Origin of the sequence: Bacillus sp. S2(2024), from assembly GCF_050474045.1 — a bacterium.
Taxonomy (GTDB): Bacteria; Bacillota; Bacilli; order Bacillales; family Bacillaceae_G; genus Bacillus_A; species Bacillus_A yunxiaonensis.
Map to the genome: position 1 here is coordinate 3344502 of NZ_JBFLUS010000003.1, position 18534 is coordinate 3363035.

An 18534-nucleotide genomic window follows, 5' to 3' on the forward strand; every position below is an offset into this window, starting at 1 on the left:
ATCGGTCATTTACAGCATCGAATTTTACTTCATTCACAATATGAAGTTCAATGGATACAACGCTGCACAAATGCCGAAAAATCTCTCACAAACTATACACCCTTTTAATATGCGTCTCTACAAACAGAGAACGCATATTTTATTCCTTTACGGATACAACATGCTCCCAATCTCGTTTCTCATAATAATTTGCGGCTTCGTCTATATTTTGAATCCATTTTCTCGCTTGTGAACCGTCTGCATTTGCGATCCACATATCGGTTTGCTTTCGATTAGAGCGCATCCATAAAAGTTGATTTGTGTGTTTTACATAGTACGGATAATAATCTCCGTACCCTTTTGGCGGGGTTGTCATTTGACGTTGCTGTAAATTCGCAACATTGATTTGATATAGTGAGGGCTGCGGACGTTGCTTCGGATCATTGGACCATTCCGTTTCCTTTGCTCTAGAAATTGTAATCAACGTATTACTGTTCCAAGTGAAATCCCAATCAACATAACCTTTTGGAGTGAAAGTAGCTTGCTGAAAAACAGGAAGTTCTTTTAATTTTAAATGTTTATTTTCGACGGTAAAGCGTCCTTCTCCTTCTATGTATGCAAGAATATTTTTTGACGGTGCCCATTGAAACCATTTTGGTTGAATCAACATGTGATCAACTGCTTCAAACCTGCTTCCATCTGCTCCAATTATACATAATGTGTTACTGTCCATCGACCAAGAGGCAGTTGGCGTTGCTAAAAACGAAATCCATTTTCTGTCAGGTGACCATTGGAACAAACTTGCTACAATTGCAAAAAATTGTGGTGATTCTTTTGGTAAGGTGTAAAAATGTTTGATCTTACTACGATCTAAATTTGCATCAAGTGGCACTTGAAATAATTCAGCACCTGTCCATCCTGTTGGCAGTAAATGAGACATAGAAGAAACGAGAAATTTCTTTCCATCAGGATACCATCCATAATCTCCCACACCAACCGATACATTCTCAAAACCTTTTTGCGGGTGCTCTACATCGTATATGTTTAAAACTTCACCAAATTGAAAGGCGATGATGTTTTGCTTTGGTGACCATTGATAGTTTGTTGCATCCGCTAGAAAAGGCGTCACCTTTTTCCCATCTGAAATTCGATATAATTCAAGCCGATTTGCTTCTTTTCCTTTTGTATAAGCAAGCCACATTCCATCATATGACCACTTTGGATTCACAATACGTTCTCCTTTTGTTATCTGCTTTTCTTTCCCATCTATTTTTATCCAGAGATTATGGTTACGAATAAAAGCAACTTGTATTGGTACATTTTCCGCATAACTACTTGAAACTGCACTAAAGAAAAAACAAATAAATATGAACAACTTAAACATATGAACACCTCACTTTACAAGCTTCGCAATTCTCTGCATTCCTTTTATGAAAAATAGCATGCTAACTCCCCACGATAAGTTGGCAATTCCAATATAAAGCGAATTATATTCCGACTCAAATCCCTCTCTAACAGGTGGCTCTTGTAAAATATGTACCCAAGCTGCAATTCCAAAACTTAGAAATATAAGATGACTAAAAAACAGCCATATACACCACATTTTGTTTTCTACCATAGCAGTGCAGCAATAACAAAAGAAATCAATAAAAAGATTGTTGCCCCGTGTATTAATAATGGTAATATCCCTTGCTCCATTTCCATAAACTTTTCCTTCCTACCTTTTTCTTATAGCATTTCGCTACTCAACCAAAGAGTATACAAAAAGTAAAAAATAAAAAGAAGGCACACTCTATGCCTTCTTTCTTATTTTTTCACTTTCTGTGATTCAAAATATGCTTCTAAAATGCGCTTTCCAATCTTTTTATTCACCGGATTTTCTGTATCATTCACAACCCATGGTACAACAACAGAAAATGCAATTTCTGGATTGTCGTACGGTGCATACCCAACAAACGTTAAGTTGTAGCATTTGGGACTTTTTCCATCTGAACCAGATTTTCGCAGTTCCTTATTAGGACCATCATAGTAAATTTCGGCTGTTCCTGTCTTTGCTGCTGGCATATAAGGATTGTCTTGTCCAAAATTCGAATATCCTGTTCCCGGAGGCGCTTCCACTACCATACGAAATCCTTTTTGTATTTGCTTGAGATAAGAGCTATCTTTCATACCAATGCTGTTTAATACGACTGGTACATTGGATTGAACGACAGCACCTATTTCTCCTTCCTTCGTTGTTGGTTTACGAATTTCTTTCACATATTGTGGCTTTAATCGATATCCTCCGTTTGCAATCGTAGAAACATACTGCGCTAATTGCAGAGGCGTATATGTATCATACTGACCAATCGCAAGGTCTAATAAAAAACCTGGTTTATCAGCAAGCCCTTTTAAACCACTTGCTTCATTCGGTAAATCAATACCAGTTGGAACACCAAGCCCAAACTGACCAAATGAACTTCTCATCTTGCGAAATGCCTCTTCTTTTACATTCAACTTCATATTTGCTTTATAATCAGTCCCGGCAATTTTCATTGCTGTTTTAAACATATACGCATTGGACGATACTTGTAATGCTTGTAAATCCGTAATGTTCCCAAATACTTTATACGACTTTTTAACTGGTGTTTTATAAATTAAAATCTCCTCATCTAACAATGACGTACCAGGTTGAATGACACCTTCTTGATACCCTGTAAATAATGTTGCCCCTTTTACAACAGACCCCATTGGATAAGAGCTCGTCATTGTTCCAAGTGCGAAGTCTTGTATTTGCTCCTCATTTTCGACAAACTGTTTTCCCGCCATAGACAAAATCTCACCATTCTTCGGATTCATCATAACGACAAACGCTCGGTCAATGAGATGTTCCCCATTTCGCTTCGCAGCCTGTAATTCTTCTTCTATAATTTTCTCTACTTGCTTTTGCAATTCCATATCAATTGTTAAAGACAAATCTTTGCCACGTTCACCTTTAGAAAGATATATCGTTTCCATAATAGCACCGTTTTCATCTGTCACATTTTTCACTTGCGATTTTTTACCCTGAAGGACATCTTCATGTACTTGCTCAATATAGCTTTTTCCTACTCGATCCGTCCGGTTATATCCCCGGGCAAGGTAATAATCCAGTCTCTCTTTCGGTAACCCTTCATTACTATTTGTAACACTGCCAAGTACCGTTCGAAACGTATTTTCATATGGATAGCTGCGATCCCAATCACTTGTAATATCTACTCCGGGAAGTTCTGCTAACCTTTCGCTTACAATTGCATATTCTTGATCAGTCACCCCTTGATTTTTTATTGTTTGAGGAGTTAAAACATGTCCACCTTCCATTTGACGCTTAATTGCCAAAACCTCAATGTCTTCTGGAGTAAACTTTGATAACTCTTCTTCCGTAATACGTTCTAACTGTCTCTTATAAAGATCTTTATCACTAATTTTTTTGTCTTTTAGTAATTGTAAATCTTCTTTTGTTATTTTCTTTTCAGCTTGCTTTGGATTCAGCTCTATCCAAAAATCCTTTTTATCACGCTCTGTAACTTTATCTATTGGCATTTCAATTAACTTCGCTAAATTCCTTGCAACTTCTAAACGATCTTCCTTTTTGGAACTTTTAGATCTCGTATAACTAATTGTTCGCAGCGGCTTATTTTCTACAATAACACGATGATAACGATCATATATTTTTCCCCGTGGTACAGAAACATTTGTCGTTACATTTTCTACTCTCGCCACTTCTTGCTTATAGCTCTCCCCCTTAATAATCTGTAAAAAACCTAAACGAAAAATAAGTGTTGAAAACGCTATAAACACCACAAAAAACAGAAGATTCAGTCTGAGGTGCGTATAATTTTTCTTTTCCTTCTTTGCCATCCCTCTCACCCTTTTCTTTTACGACAAGAACATCCATATAATATAATAAAATATAAATGTTTCCCAAACAACATTTTTTTACAATTCTAGAAAATAATAATTTTCAAATTTTACTTTTTGTATATTTCCACTATAATTATTGTTGACAATTTCGAAGTGGTAGTTTTATAATACAAAATAAAGTTTATTTGGACGAAACATATAGGCATTGAAGGAATCATAGTAGTAGTTATATCCCTGTCTCAGAGAGCTGATGGTTGGTGGAAATCAGTACATATATAAACACGAATTACAATTCCAGAGCTTCTTTCTCGTAGTGAACCTTTCATGAAGGGAAAGACGGATCTTTCCGTTATCTTAAGAGAGTGGTAAACAGTTTTTTGTTTACAAGTAGGGTGGTACCGCGATTTTTATCGCCCCTATCGGATTTCCGATAGGGGCTTTTTTGCGTTCCCCCCTTTAAACAATTTCATATATACGCGTTGATAGAATAATAGTAGTGGCTTATATCCCTGTTTCAGAGAGCTGATGATTAGTGCAAATCAGTACATATATAAACATGAATTACAATTCTGGAGCTTCTTTCTCGTAGTGAATCTTTCATGAAGGGAAAGACGGATCCTTCCGTTATCTTAAGAGAGTGGTAAACAGTTTTTTGTTTACAAGTAGGGTGGTACCGCGATTTTTATCGTCCCTATCGGAAAATCCGATAGGGATTTTTTCTATTTGCAGTAAAACAAGCGTTAAATAATTCTGAATTTTATGATAAAATTTTAGAAGCGCTTACATTTTTTGAAAGGAGTGATGCACATAAAAAAATAACACATAGCATTTTTTTACATAAAAGGAGGATATCTATATGACAAGATCAACAGAAATTCCATCACATTTAAAACCTTATGTATCAAAGCAGCATTACGACCAATACACACCCATTGATCACGCTGTATGGCGCTACATTATGAGACAAAATCATAACTTTTTAAAAGACGTTGCACATCCAGCATACGTAAACGGATTGCAATCTTCCGGTATTAATATAGATGCCATTCCAAAAGTGGAAGAAATGAACGATTGTTTAGCACCGAGCGGTTGGGGGGCTGTTACAATTGACGGATTGATTCCTGGCGTAGCATTCTTTGATTTCCAAGGACATGGTCTCCTGCCAATTGCGACAGATATTCGCAAAGTGGAAAATATTGAATATACACCAGCTCCGGATATCGTTCATGAAGCAGCTGGTCATGCCCCAATTTTACTCGACCCTACATATGCAAAATATGTAAAGTTGTTCGGAAAGATTGGAGCAAAAGCTTTTTCTACAAAAGAAGAACACGAATTGTTTGAAGCAGTTCGTCAATTAACGATTGTAAAAGAAAGCCGTACATCTACTCCAGAAGAAATTATTGCTGCAGAGAAAGAAGTGGAAGAAAAACAAAAACATGTTTCTGGCCTATCAGAAGCCGAACAAATTTCCCGTCTTTTCTGGTGGACAGTGGAATACGGATTGATTGGCGATATACAAAATCCGAAAATTTACGGTGCTGGACTACTTTCCTCTGTAGGTGAAAGCAAGCATTGTTTAACTGACGCTGTCAAAAAAGTACCGTTCTCCATTGAATCATGTATTCAAACGAGCTACGATGTAACAAAAATGCAGCCTCAGCTTTTTGTATGCGGCTCTTTCGAAGAACTGATTGAAGCGCTTGAAAAATTCTCAGAAACAATGGCATTCAAATCAGGCGGTACAAAAGGTTTAGATAAAGCACTGCGTTCTGAAAATACAGCGACAGTTACTTTAAACAGCGGATTACAAATTACAGGAACACTAGTTGAAGTAGTAAAAGATGAAAGCGGTGAGGCTATTTATATAAAAACAGGCAGTCCAACTGCACTAGCTATCAATCATACACAATTACCAAATCATTCTACAACTGTGCACCAAGATGGGTTTGGTACGCCAATTGGGTTGTTACAAAATAATGTCGCATTAGAGTCTTGCACAGACGAAGAATTAAGTACATTAGGAATCTCTGTTGGTAACAAAGCTGAGCTTACCTTTACAAGCGGTGTACATGTGACAGGAACAGTAACCGACATTATTAGAAATGAGGAAAAAGTCGCCGTCATTTCATTTACAAATTGTACAGTCACTTTAAAAGATCGCTTATTATTCGATACAGCATGGGGTACATTTGATATGGCAGTTGGTTCAGCAATTCCTTCTGTTTTCCCTGGTGCAGCTGATCCAGCAGCATTCTTCCCAATAGCAGAAGAAGAAGAAGTTATACCTGCACCGCGCACACGAACAGAGCTTGAAAAAATGTACGAAACTGTTCGCGATATTCGCAGCGAAGGTTCATTACACGAACAGCTTATAGAACAGCTTGTAGCAATCCATCACGTATTAGATAAGTTTTATGAAAAGGAATGGCTACTGCGCCTTGAAATTTTAGAATTATTACTGGAGTATAAAGTGGAGATTCCAGAACGTGCAGCATTGTTTCAACAACTTTCTTCCTTTAAAAATAATGAAGAAGTTCAGCGTTTAATCAATAACGGGCTTGCCTTACTCCCAATAAAGGATGTGACAAACAATGCAACGATTAACTAACGAAGAAGTACAAGAAGAGTTAATGAAGTTGGATAAATGGACAATAAAAGACGAAAAATGGATTGAACGAAAATACATGTTCTCCGACTACTTAAAAGGTGTCGAATTTGTTTCTGAAGCGGCCAAACTATCAGAAGAACACAATCACCATCCATTTATCCTTATCCAGTATAAAGCAGTTATTATCACGTTGTCATCATGGAATGCAAAAGGTTTGACAAAACTTGATTTTGAAATGGCAAAACAGTTTGATGAGATGTTTTTGCAAAATGAAAAAGCAATTGTAAGATAACATGAAATGAACCAGCCAGAAACTTTTCTGCTGGTTCATTTCATATAACTAAACATGTAGGAGGAACATAATTGAAACACCTCATTCAACTTTTACTCGGTTCCTTTGTTGCTTGACTAATCATTAGTTTCTTCACAAACAATTACAATTCGGGTAGTTTATTTCTTTTCATACTAGGTGCAATTTCTGGGTATCAAATCGGAAAGAATAAGGGATAACATCTCGTACTTCTGCTTATTGCTTATTACATTAGAAAAAGACAAAAAAGAAGCCACTATTTAGGCTTCCTTTTTCTATCTCACACGAGAATGAATATGATACACTTCATTTTCCTACATAACAGATGTTCCAATCATGAACTATTTCAAATCAATTGTTGTGAAGTAGTACTAGTCTTTTTTCAATACTGTTGCTTTTAAGAAACGATCTACAAATCCTTCTGCTTTTACAACAAATAAGTAAAGGCCCATTGCTAATAATGCAAGATCTATTTCATATCCAGGATTTTTTCCGTCTCCTAATAAACCAGCTGACCATTTCACTTTTACAATTGCTCCAACTAAAATAAGTGCAAATAATAGTCCGACATATCTTACACCTAAACCGATAATTAAACAAATACCACCAACTAATTCTACTGTCGCAACGCCATATGCAAGACCACCTGGTAAACCAATACTTGTAAACCAACCTGCTATGTTATCGATTCCTGCTTGGAACTTTGCTAAACCATGAGCAAAAAACGTAACTCCTAACACAATTCGAATAATTAAATTACCAATATATTGATTCATCGTTCGTTCTCCTTTATTGTTTTGTTATATGAAACTTTTATTTACAATACAAAACATACAATAAAATTTTTTATTCGTCAATTGATTTTTATTGAGAAAAAGTAAAAAAGATTTGCTATGATACAAATATCTGTTTGGAAAAAGGAGATCGAGCATTATGAATATTGGTTCGACAATACGTGAAATTCGGCAGCGCAAAGGCATTACAATTGCGCAAATTTGTGAAGGAACAGGGCTTTCTAAAGGATTTATGAGCCAAGTGGAGAACAATAAAACATCTCCATCTATTTCTACTCTAGAAACAATCGCTCATTTTTTAAATGTTCCTCTCCCTTATTTATTGTTAGAGAAAAAAGATCGCATGAAAATTGTAAAAAAAGAAGAACGGAAATATAGTATTTACGGAAAAGATCAACAAAAAATTGAGCATGTATCTGAACAAGGAGGACTGCGTTTATCATTAGTAGAAATTCCTCCCGGCTTTCCGAAAGAAAACACACCGAATGCTCATGAAGGGGAAGAATGTCATCTTGTCTTGCGCGGAAAATTAGAGGTTCAACATGGAGAAGATATTGCCATTGTAGAAGAAGGAGATTCGTTTTCTTGGAGTGCTTGTGTACCGCATATCGTTCGTAATATTAGTGAAGAACCAGCTTTACTTCTTATTTCAAGTCATGCTGAAGATCGAAAACGCATTTATTGAAGCATTGTGAACAAATTTGTTTGCAGTGCTTTCTTTATGAAATAAACATATTTCTCTCTTCTATGTTCTCGTATAATATTCCTCATAAGGATAAATTTGGATTTTAAAGATAGGAGAATACAGAATATGTACTATTTTATATCCCTCGCTTCGTTCGTACTTCTTGTCATTACACTGCAACTACAAAATCCTGTACTTGTTGCTATATGGATAGGATCTACACTTGTTTTACTATGAAAAAAAGCATATCAATCATTTGCAGTAACAAATATATTATTTGCCCTTGGTTTTGCTCTATACTTATTTGCAATGCATACGATTTCATTTCCCTCTAAAGAAACAACAATCTTAATAAGACGTCTTTGTCTACTGCTTGTCTTTATTCCATTTCTCACTGCTTCACGTCGATATAAACAGACATTCATGTCATATTGGCAAAAACCAAAATGGAAAAATACACTTTACGCTCCATTTATATGGAGAGGTCCTCAAGAAATCACAATACAACTGTTTCTCATCATTGCTACCAGCATCAATATTATTGTTTTTATACCATTTCTATTTTTAAAAGGACTACCCTATATTCAACATGTTTTTCTGTTTGCTATTTTATTTTCTATTATAAATGCGGTTTTAGAAGAATGGATTTGGAGAGGAATTTTACTTACAAATTTCACAAAACAAACGGGAGAAAAGTGGGCTGTTGTCCTAACCAGCGTCGGATTCGGCTTACAACATTATTCTCTAGGTTTTCCTTGGATTGTTTGTATTAGCTTTAGTATAGGTGGATTTTTTTATGGAGGAATTACCGTAAAAGCTAATAGTATCCTTCCAGCTGTTATATGGCACATTGCTCTGAATCTATTAATGGTATGCAGCGGGATGATTTTATAACTATCTTTTATATACTAGAATAAAAAGGAGCAGGTTATTATTTTCCTATCCCTGCTCTTCTCATTGAATAAACGAGAACATCCATATCATGAAATAACACCGTCTTCTCATAAACCATCCCTGTTTTTCTTGCCACAAAAATAGAAGCTGGATGATTGGGATTAATAAGAGAAATAAGTTTCTGAAGTTGAAGTACTTGAAAGCCGTAATCACGAAAAGCAGCTGCAGCTTCTTTCGCATATCCGTTTCCCCAATACTTGGGAAGAAGCCAATATCCAATTTCAATTTCTTTTTTTCTATCGACACGCTGACGAACAAGTCCTGCATGACCGATTGGTTCTCCTGTCTCTCTATGTAACATCATGAATAAGCCAAGTCCACGCTCATATCCTGGAAGAACCCAGCTTTCAAGACTTTTTTTGCATTGTTCATACGTTTTGGGAGTTCCTTTCCCAATGTAGCGAATCACTTGTTCGTTTCCCCATAAAGAAGCATAAAAATCTAAATCATCCATTGTATATTTACGAATTTGTAAACGGTTCGTGTGAAACACGGTCTTCCCCCTTTCTTGTCGATTCTCTTTCTATAACTGAAATAGGTAATTGTATTCGTTGCACACGTTCTCCTGTTGATTGTTTATGCAATAAAATGATAGCATTCTTCGCCATACTTGCAATCGAGGTATGGATGGTCGTTATATTAGGATTCATCATCATCGAAATTTCCTGATTATCGAATCCAATCACACCAAAATCTTTTGGAACACAAATTCCCATTCGCTGCGCTTCCATAATCACCCCTGCAGCTATTTCGTCACTACCTGTAAAAACTGCATCAGGAGCATTTTTCATGGATTGCATAGTATGTACAATGCGTTTCCCATCCTTTAATCCATAACAATTCGGAAATACCCATTCCTGTTGCAACGATAGTTTGTACTCACATAAAGCTTTTTTATATCCTTGGTATCTTTTCCGCTGCGCCTTACTTTTTAATGTATCGTAACAAAATCCAATGCGTGTATATCCTTTTTCTAAAAGATGCCTTGTTCCTAAATACCCTGCCTGTTCTTCATCAAATTGAACCGTTGATATCAATTCTGTTTCTACATGCTCATTGCATATAACAATTGTGCCTGAAGTTATTGCGCACTCTATCTCCTCTATTGGTAAAGAAAGTGTAGTAAAAATAAGCCCATCTAACTTCTTCGTTCTTACGTACTGTATAAACTCTCTTTCCCTTTTCATATCATAATTTGATTGTAATATCACAACATCATAACGATCTTCTTTTAAAATATCACTTATTTCTTGAATAAGTTGGCTAAAGAATGGATGATGTAAATTTGGTACTACTACACCGATTAAATTTGTTTGCAGACGCCGTAAATCTTTTGCTACTGCCACGGGAACATAATTCTTTTCATCAATAATCGCTTGCACTCTTTCTCTTAATTCTGTACGAACATACGGATGATGATTGAGTACACGGGAAACGGTCGCTTTAGAAACTCCAGCTAATTTAGCGATATCTTCAATTGTAAAAATCGTAAATCCCCCCTTGACCTGTAACGCATTTCAGAATGTACAGTATATAGTAAGTTATATATCTATTATAAATGAGGTGACCTTAAATATGGGAAAAATTCAAATTTTAGGAGAAACTATTAATGCAAAAGCAGTTGCCTTTGATAAGGATGGTACGTTATTTCAAGCTATCCCTTTTTGGTATGAAATTGATAGACTACGAAAATATAAATTTTTACAAATTGTTGGCGAAGGATACGAATCGCTTTGGGAAAAAGCAGTTGGCTTCGTACATCCTGATCAAGTTGATTTTAAAGGGTTAATAGCAGTTGCACCTGAAGAGGATGAAATAATTGTTACGGCAAGCCTGTTATATCAAATAACAAAATATCCATGGCATCGCTGTAAAGAACTTGCTTCTGCTATTTTTAAAGAAAGCGATGAAGAGTTATGCATTGAAAATGCTTTTCATCCGATTCAAGGAGCGGCTGACTGCATAAATTTCTTGCAAAGTGAAGGAATTTATACAGGGATTTTAACATCAGATACTAAATTACGAGCAAAAAAGTGTATAGAACTTCTTCCCGTATCACCTCTGCATTTTCTTCTCACTCCAGAAGATGTAACATACGGGAAGCCGAACCCGGAGATGATTATAAAAACATGTAAACAACTTGGGATTCAAACAAATGAACTCATTATGATTGGTGATACTGTTGTTGATGTAAAAATGGCCAAAGATGCAGGCAGTATTGCTGTAGGGATTGCAAATCACGAACATGCAATAGAAGAATTAACACCATATGCTGATTTCATCATTACAGCTTACACTGACATTCAAGTTTTAACTAAAAAAACGCAGTAGACAAAACTGCCTACTGCATTCATATCATAATTAATATATAGAAATCGAATCGGGCGATGTAGAATAAAGAATGTAAAAAACAGTGCTCATATGCTCCCAGCTTTGTTACACTTAGCACCCATTTCGCAATATTTTCAGCAAAAAAAGCTACTTAAAGATATATACTCTTTAAGTAGCTTTTCTATCTATAACATCTGTTCATGTTCGTTCTCCTCTAACTTGTCACGCAGCTCTTTTGCACGGTAGAAAAAATAAAAAGAACCGCCTAAAAAAGCAGCAATCACACCCATCATGGCAAACATTTGCACCATTTCTTTGTGTCCATTTGGGAGTAATAAACCGAGCATCAAAAATGCACTTAGTGCTAACATGACTTGACCGAAACGAATATAATCAGCAATTTTTTGCTGTAATTCTTTCATTCTTTAATCACTCCTCCTTTTCACTGTATCATATTTTCATCGTTTCGTAGGCAAGTAAATACAACCAATGAGGGAGAAGTTTTCCAAAAGGAAAAGAGCCGCAATACACGCGGCTCTTTCTTTCATTACACACCTTTATATGCTTGCATATATACTTCTTTTAATTCTGAAATAAGCGGTAATTTCGGATTTGCTGTTGTACATTGATCTTCAAATGCTCGTTCAGAAAGTACATCAACAACCGCTTCAAATGCTTCTTTTTCAACACCGTGACCAGCAACGCTCATATTAATATTTAATTCTTTTCCAAGAGCGATAATGGCTTGTACTAATGATTCCACACCTTCTTCTACTGTGCTTGCTGGAAGGCCAAGCATTCTTGCGATATGTGCATAACGCTCATCTGCAACAAAGTACTCATATTTAGGGAATAGCGCATGTTTTCTCGGTTTAATTGCGTTATAGCGAATAACATGCGGCATTAAGATTGCATTAGCACGTCCGTGCGGAATATGAAACTCCGGTCCAATTTTATGTGCTAAGCTATGGTTAATACCAAGAAACGCATTGGCAAATGCCATCCCAGCAATTGCTGAAGCATTATGCATTTTTTCACGCGCCTCTTCGTCATTTCCATCTTTATATGCACATGGTAAATATTTAAATACAAGATCAATTGCTTTTAAGGCTAATCCATCTGTATAATCGTTTGCCATAATAGATACATACGCTTCAATTGCATGTGTTAATACGTCCATTCCTGTGTCAGCAGTCACATGCGGCGGTACTGTCATAACAAACTGCGGGTCAACGATTGCAACATCTGGTGTTAATTCATAATCAGCTAGCGGATATTTGATATTGTTCTTTTTATCTGTAATAACTGCAAATGGAGTAACTTCTGACCCTGTTCCAGATGTTGTCGGAATGGCAACAAACTGCGCTTTAGTTCCTAGTTTTGGATATTTACATGTACGTTTTCTAATGTCTAAAAACTTTTGTTTAATGCCAAAGAATTCTGTTTCTGGATGCTCATAAAATAGCCACATTCCTTTTGCTGCATCCATCGCTGATCCACCGCCAAGAGCAATAATCACGTCTGGCTTGAAGCTTCGCATCATTTCCGCTCCTTTAAATACCGTTTCATCTGATGGATCTGGCTCTACTTCAAAAAATACTTCTACCTTTACATCATTCATATGTTGATGTAAATAATGCGTTACTGTATCAACATATCCAAGTTTCACCATTCCAGGATCTGTTACAATAAATGCTCGTGAAATGTTCGGCATTTTTGCTAAATATTGCGTTGCATGTTTTTCAAAATAAATTTTTGGCGGCAGCTTGAACCACTGCATATTCTTTTTTCTGTTTGCAAGTCTTTTTATATTCAGTAGATGTGTTGCCGTTACGTTTTGAGAAACAGAGTTCTTTCCGTATGATCCACATCCAAGTGTAAGTGATGGAATGAAAGCATTATATACATCACCAATTCCGCCGTGTGCTGACGGAGCATTTACAATAAGACGACATGCTTTCATACGTAGTCCAAACTGTTTTTGTACTTCTTTATTTGTAGAGTGAATGACTGCAGAATGTCCTAACCCGCCAAGCTCTAACATATTTTCACAATGCTGCAGTCCTTCTTCTAATGAATTTGCTTTTATACAAGCTAATACTGGACTTAATTTTTCACGAGATAACGGATAATCCGCGCCGACTCCTTTAATTTCAGCTACAAGAATCTTTGTGTCTTCAGGTACTGTAATCCCAACTAAAGCTGCAATATAATGAGTGGATTTCCCTACGATATCGCTATTTACTGCACATGTATTTTCATTAATAACAAGTTTCTCTAATTTTTTTCGTTCTTCTGCTGTTACAAAATAACAATTGTTCGCTATCATTTCTTGTTTCACATCATTATAGATTTCTTTATCTACAATAATCGCTTGTTCAGAAGCACAAATCATACCGTTATCAAATGTTTTCGATAAGATTACATCATTTACAGCTCGCTTCACATGTGCTGATTTTTCTATATAACAAGGAACGTTACCTGGTCCTACCCCTAAAGCTGGTTTACCAGTTGAATATGCTGATTTCACCATTCCTGCGCCTCCTGTCGCTAGAACAAGTGCCACCCCTTCATGATTCATAAGTTGCTTTGTCGCTTCAACAGAAGGTCTTTCGATCCATTGAATGCAATTCTCTGGTGCTCCCGCTTTTACTGCAGCATCACGCACTGTTTTAGCAGCTGCGATAGAACATTGCTGCGCTGAAGGATGGAATGCAAAAATAATTGGGTTTCTCGTTTTCATCGCAATGATTGCTTTAAACATCGTTGTTGAAGTTGGATTTGTTACTGGCGTTACCCCAGCAACTACACCAACCGGCTCTGCAATTTCTATAACTTCCTCATGTGGATCCTCACGAATAATCCCCACTGTTTTATCGTTTTTTATACTATTCCAAATGTATTCAGTTGCAAAAATATTTTTGATACATTTGTCTTCATACACACCGCGGCCCGTTTCTTCAACAGCCATTTTTGCTAGTGGCATATGTTGGTCCACACCCGCAAGTGCCATTTCGTGTACAATGTTGTCAATTTGTTCTTGTGTAAATCCTTCCAATGCTTGTAAAGCTTTTTGACCGTTCTTTACTAACGCCTCAATCATCTCTGTTACGTCTTGCATTTCATTTACAACTTTCTCTTTGACTGCCATGTAATTTCCTCCTATTTTGCTGTTGGACAAAAATCACCCTTCAGAGTCCTTATTCGTCCCTGTTAGCTAAAGAAATAGAACTACCTTTTCTACATGAATCCCATTGTTTGTGAAATATTTCACATAAATATGTGTAAAGTATCTTGTTTCATGTTCTTACTATACACGAGATATTTTTATTTGTGTGTGTCTGATTTGTGAAATATTTCACAAATGCCGATAATAAGAAACAAGCACTACTTCATTCAGTAGTGCTTGTTCCATTATGCTAATGCTCGTGCTAAATCTTCAATTAAATCTTCTCCGTCTTCAATTCCAACTGAAATACGAATTAATGTATCTGTAATTCCTAGTTCTGCACGGCGCTCTACTGGAATAGAAGCATGTGTCATTTGAGAAGGAATTGAAATTAGGCTTTCTACTGCACCTAGACTTTCAGCAAGTGTAAAGTACTGTACTTTCTCAAGGACAGCGTTTAATGTTTCTTTACTATCTACATCAAATGAAATAATTGCGCCATAACCATTTGCTTGCTCTGCTGCTAAGTCATGATTATAGTGACTGCTAAGTCCTGGATAATACACTTTGTTTACTTTCGGATGATTTTGTAAGAACTCGGCGATTTCACGGGCATTTGCCTCATGCTCTTCCATGCGTACTCCTAACGTTTTTAAACCACGTAGTAATAAGAAGCTATCTTGTGGTCCTAAAATACCACCCGTTGAATTTTGTATGAAATGAAGCTCCTCTGCTAATTCTGCACTATTTACAGCTACTACTCCAGCGACAACATCACTATGACCACCTAAATATTTTGTTGCACTATGAAGTACAATATCTGCACCAAGGGAGATTGGTGTTTGCCAATACGGTGTCATAAATGTATTATCAACAATTGTTAATAAGCCTTGTTCTTTAGCCAGTGCTGCAATTTGTTTAATATCTGTAATTTTTAAAAGCGGATTCGTCGGTGTTTCTACATAAATTGCTTTTGTATTTGGAAGAATTGCTTCTTTTACCGTTTCTAAGTTTGTTGTATCAACAAATGTATGTTCAATTCCAAAACGATTTAATACTTTTGACATGACACGGTATGTTCCGCCGTATACATCATCTGTTAAAACAACATGATCCCCTTTAGAGAAAAGCATCATCACTGCTGTAATTGCTGCCATACCTGATCCAAATGCAAATCCTGCATGACCATTTTCAAGAACAGCAATTGTTTCTTCAAGGGCTGCACGAGTTGGATTTCCCGTACGTGAATATTCGTACCCTTTATGATTCCCTACACCTTCTTGTTTGTACGTACTCGTTTGATAAATTGGTACTGTTACAGCTCCAGTTGAAGGTTCTCCGATATGAATACCATGAATTAATTTTGTTTTTTTTCTCATTTTTATTCCCATCCTTTGTATATGTCCTTACTCAAATAGCGTTCACTGCTATCTGGAAAAATTGTTACAATATTTGTACCTGGCTTTGCTTTCTCTGCTTCTAATAAACTTGCGTGAAGCGCTGCACCCGAAGAACTACCAACAAGAAGTCCTTCTTTTTGTGCCAATTGTTTCACACGTGAGAATGCATCACGATCTGAAATTGTATGAACGGCATCAAAGTATGATTGATTCAGAAACGGTGGTATAAATTCAAGTCCAATTCCTTCAGTTTCATGAGAGCCGGCTTCGCCCCCATTTAAAATTGAGCCTTCTGGTTCAACAATTACTGTTTTAATCTGTTGACTTTGCTCTTTTAAATATGACGCTGTTCCCATAAATGTTCCACCAGTACCAGCACCAGCGACAAATATGTTAATGTTTCCGTCTAGTGCTTCCCACAGTTCAGGACCTAATGTTTTATAATATGCACGTGGATTTGCTTCATTAGCAAATTGACATGGAGAATATGAATTTGGAATTTCTTTAAGAAGCTCTTCTGCTTTTGCAATCGCACCTGTCATACCTTTTGAAGTTGGTGTATGAACAATCGTTGCCCCAAGAGCTTTCATAAGTTCTTGTTTTTCAATACTAAATTTCTCTGGAACGCAAACGATAACATGTAAATTATGCTCAAGTGCTGCAAGTGCCAGTCCAATTCCTGTATTGCCAGCTGTCGGTTCAATAATTGTTCCACCTGGCGTAACAAGTCCTTTAGCAAGAGCATCCTCAATTAATTCTCGCCCTAACCGATCTTTTACACTTCCTCCTGGGTTATAGAACTCAAGCTTCGCAAAAAGCCGAACACCTTCTGGAAGTAAAAAGTGCGTAATTTCAACAAGCGGTGTATGTCCGATTAGGTCATGAACACTGCGATACACTTTCATCGTATTTCCTCCTTACCTAATACCTCAAAAGAAAAAGGCAACTGTATGTATATCTTATATATGAAACAGTTGCCTTTTTGCTACATTACTTTAACTCTTCTAATACTTTTACAATAAAGTTTGTAGAATGAAGAGCTGCTTGATCTAAAAATTGATCGAACGAAATATCCGATTCCTTACCAGCAATATCAGAAAGTGCTCGAATGATTACAAATGGCACTTTATATTGATAACAAACTTGTGCAACTGCTGCTGCTTCCATTTCTACTGCATACAGATCAGTAAATTTCTCACGAACAAATGCAACACGGCTTGGATCGCTCATGAAAGAATCTCCAGTTGCAATCATACCTTTTACAACTTGAATGCCATCTGCTGTTTGCATACATTTTTCAGCTAATGCAACAAGTTCTTCATCCGCTGGAAATCCTGCCGGCATTCCTGGTACTTGACCATATTCATAGTCAAATGCCGTTACATCTACGTCATGATGACGAACTTCTGTTGAAATCACAACATCCCCTACATTTAAAGAATGATGGAATCCACCAGCTGAACCTGTATTAATAATTTTTTCAGGCTTATAACGCTCTAATAAAATCGTTGTTGACATTGCTGCATTTACTTTACCAATACCAGACTTCAGCAAAATCACTTCATGACCTGCTAGTGTACCCTTCGTAAACTCGCAGCCTGCAACTGTTTCCGTTTCTGCTTGCTCTAACTTGTCACGTAAAATACGTACTTCTTCTTCCATTGCTCCGATTACAGCAATTCTCAATCTAATCCCTCTTTCTATTGCTTCGTTGCCTCCATTACCCAAACAAAATGATTCATACGGGTGAATGTGACTTGAAAGCCATTGTTTTCAAAAATAGATTGCATGACTGGAATACGTGTATAATATTCCGTTTGTAAATCATTTGCTAACTGATGAAATCCTTGCTCCTGTGCAGATTCAACAGTTTTATCATATGCTTCTTGATCTACAAATATCGTGTCAGCAAACACTATTTTACCACCTTTATTTAGCAATTGACTATACTTCGCAATTGCAACATTTTTTTCTTCATCTGTTAAGTGGTGAAAAGCATACGTGCTAACAATCGTATCAACATGCGAAGGAGCAACAAAGTTTAGAAAATCACCTTCTATAATCGATACATCTTGCGGAAGTTTTTGTTTCGCAATCGCCCGCATTTCTTGTGACGGTTCTATACCATAAACATTGTAACCGGCATCTAATAATCTATTTGTTAAGTTGCCAGTACCAACACCAAATTCCAAAACATTTCCAAAAGATTTATTTACTACATCCTCCAAAATCTCCTCATAATGAGCGAAAACTTCTTTATATTGTATATCTTCGCCCTGTACGAAAGAATCATACGTTTGAGCCCATTCATCGAATAGTTCATTAAATTCTGTACCCATAAAAATTCCCCTTTTTCTTATCGGATTTATCAGTATAATATGCCTTATACGCTAAAAAGTCAACAAAAATGCACATGGTA

General features: G+C 36.5%; 16 protein-coding genes and 2 other annotated features. Of the genes, 5 read left to right on the forward strand and 11 right to left on the reverse strand.

The genetic code is table 11. The features are described 5' to 3' along the window. Positions 1–139: 139 nt before the first annotated feature. Both AB1284_RS16990 and AB1284_RS16995 read right to left on the reverse strand, forming a co-directional pair. On the reverse strand, positions 140–1363 hold the full coding sequence (locus tag AB1284_RS16990) for a TolB family protein (protein ID WP_429753792.1): 1224 nt from the start codon (positions 1361–1363) through the stop codon (positions 140–142). A 422-nt stretch (positions 1364–1785) separates the two neighbouring features. Beyond that, positions 1786–3858 (reverse strand): peptidoglycan D,D-transpeptidase FtsI family protein, encoded by a 2073-nt coding sequence (locus AB1284_RS16995; RefSeq protein ID WP_429753791.1) that lies wholly within the window; start codon positions 3856–3858, stop codon positions 1786–1788. 199 nt (positions 3859–4057) lie between these two features. Further along, positions 4058–4282: a binding site (T-box leader), on the forward strand. 49 nt (positions 4283–4331) lie between these two features. After that, positions 4332–4557: a binding site (T-box leader), on the forward strand. Positions 4558–4717: 160 nt separating this feature from the next. Here AB1284_RS16995 and AB1284_RS17000 point away from each other — a divergent pair. After that, entirely contained in the window at positions 4718–6472 is a 1755-nt protein-coding gene (locus tag AB1284_RS17000) for an aromatic amino acid hydroxylase (RefSeq protein ID WP_429753790.1), read from the forward strand. After that, positions 6456–6764 carry a 4a-hydroxytetrahydrobiopterin dehydratase gene (locus AB1284_RS17005; protein ID WP_429753789.1) on the forward strand — a complete coding sequence of 103 codons (309 nt, stop codon included), beginning with the start codon at positions 6456–6458 and terminating at the stop codon, positions 6762–6764. Before AB1284_RS17000 ends, AB1284_RS17005 begins: the two co-directional genes overlap by 17 nt. Positions 6765–7153: 389 nt before the next feature. On the opposite strand, the gene AB1284_RS17010 is transcribed toward AB1284_RS17005, so the two are convergent. After that, positions 7154–7558, reverse strand: a complete 405-nt coding sequence (locus AB1284_RS17010) for a DoxX family protein (RefSeq protein ID WP_429753788.1) — start codon at positions 7556–7558, stop codon at positions 7154–7156. A gap of 157 nt (positions 7559–7715) precedes the next feature. Here AB1284_RS17010 and AB1284_RS17015 point away from each other — a divergent pair, with 157 nt between their 5' ends. Further along, positions 7716–8261 carry a helix-turn-helix domain-containing protein gene (locus tag AB1284_RS17015; protein ID WP_429753787.1) on the forward strand — a complete coding sequence of 182 codons (546 nt, stop codon included), beginning with the start codon at positions 7716–7718 and terminating at the stop codon, positions 8259–8261. 423 nt (positions 8262–8684) lie between these two features. Continuing rightward, a complete protein-coding gene (locus AB1284_RS17020) occupies positions 8685–9155 on the forward strand; it encodes a CPBP family intramembrane glutamic endopeptidase (protein ID WP_429753786.1) in 471 nt (156 codons plus the stop codon). A gap of 37 nt (positions 9156–9192) precedes the next feature. Here the strand turns inward: AB1284_RS17020 and AB1284_RS17025 are convergent, their stop codons facing one another. Then, positions 9193–9708 (reverse strand): GNAT family N-acetyltransferase, encoded by a 516-nt coding sequence (locus AB1284_RS17025; protein ID WP_429753785.1) that lies wholly within the window; start codon positions 9706–9708, stop codon positions 9193–9195. Next, positions 9677–10684: a LacI family DNA-binding transcriptional regulator gene (locus AB1284_RS17030; protein WP_429754436.1), complete on the reverse strand. Its 1008-nt coding sequence runs from the start codon at positions 10682–10684 to the stop codon at positions 9677–9679. The genes AB1284_RS17025 and AB1284_RS17030 overlap by 32 nt, the downstream gene beginning before the upstream one ends. A gap of 106 nt (positions 10685–10790) precedes the next feature. On the opposite strand from AB1284_RS17030, the gene AB1284_RS17035 reads away from it, so the two are divergent. Continuing rightward, positions 10791–11546 (forward strand): HAD family hydrolase, encoded by a 756-nt coding sequence (locus AB1284_RS17035; protein ID WP_429753784.1) that lies wholly within the window; start codon positions 10791–10793, stop codon positions 11544–11546. A gap of 185 nt (positions 11547–11731) precedes the next feature. Here AB1284_RS17035 and AB1284_RS17040 read toward each other — a convergent pair whose 3' ends face one another. From AB1284_RS17040 to AB1284_RS17065, 6 genes are all read right to left on the reverse strand, one after another. Further along, positions 11732–11968: a YrhC family protein gene (locus AB1284_RS17040; protein ID WP_429753783.1), complete on the reverse strand. Its 237-nt coding sequence runs from the start codon at positions 11966–11968 to the stop codon at positions 11732–11734. Between the two features lie 125 nt (positions 11969–12093). Then, positions 12094–14697, reverse strand: a complete 2604-nt coding sequence (gene adhE / locus AB1284_RS17045) for a bifunctional acetaldehyde-CoA/alcohol dehydrogenase (RefSeq protein ID WP_429753782.1) — start codon at positions 14695–14697, stop codon at positions 12094–12096. Positions 14698–14960: 263 nt separating this feature from the next. After that, the gene (locus AB1284_RS17050) at positions 14961–16094 is read right to left on the reverse strand and encodes a bifunctional cystathionine gamma-lyase/homocysteine desulfhydrase (protein WP_429753781.1); all 1134 of its coding nucleotides are present in this window, start codon (positions 16092–16094) and stop codon (positions 14961–14963) included. Positions 16095–16096: 2 nt separating this feature from the next. Beyond that, on the reverse strand, positions 16097–17020 hold the full coding sequence (locus AB1284_RS17055) for an O-acetylserine dependent cystathionine beta-synthase (protein ID WP_429753780.1): 924 nt from the start codon (positions 17018–17020) through the stop codon (positions 16097–16099). A gap of 85 nt (positions 17021–17105) precedes the next feature. Continuing rightward, positions 17106–17801 (reverse strand): 5'-methylthioadenosine/S-adenosylhomocysteine nucleosidase, encoded by a 696-nt coding sequence (gene mtnN, locus AB1284_RS17060; RefSeq protein WP_429753779.1) that lies wholly within the window; start codon positions 17799–17801, stop codon positions 17106–17108. Positions 17802–17815: 14 nt separating this feature from the next. Then, positions 17816–18454, reverse strand: coding sequence for a class I SAM-dependent DNA methyltransferase (locus AB1284_RS17065; RefSeq protein WP_429753778.1), 639 nt, complete (start codon positions 18452–18454; stop codon positions 17816–17818). Between the last annotated feature and the right edge of the window lie 80 nt (positions 18455–18534).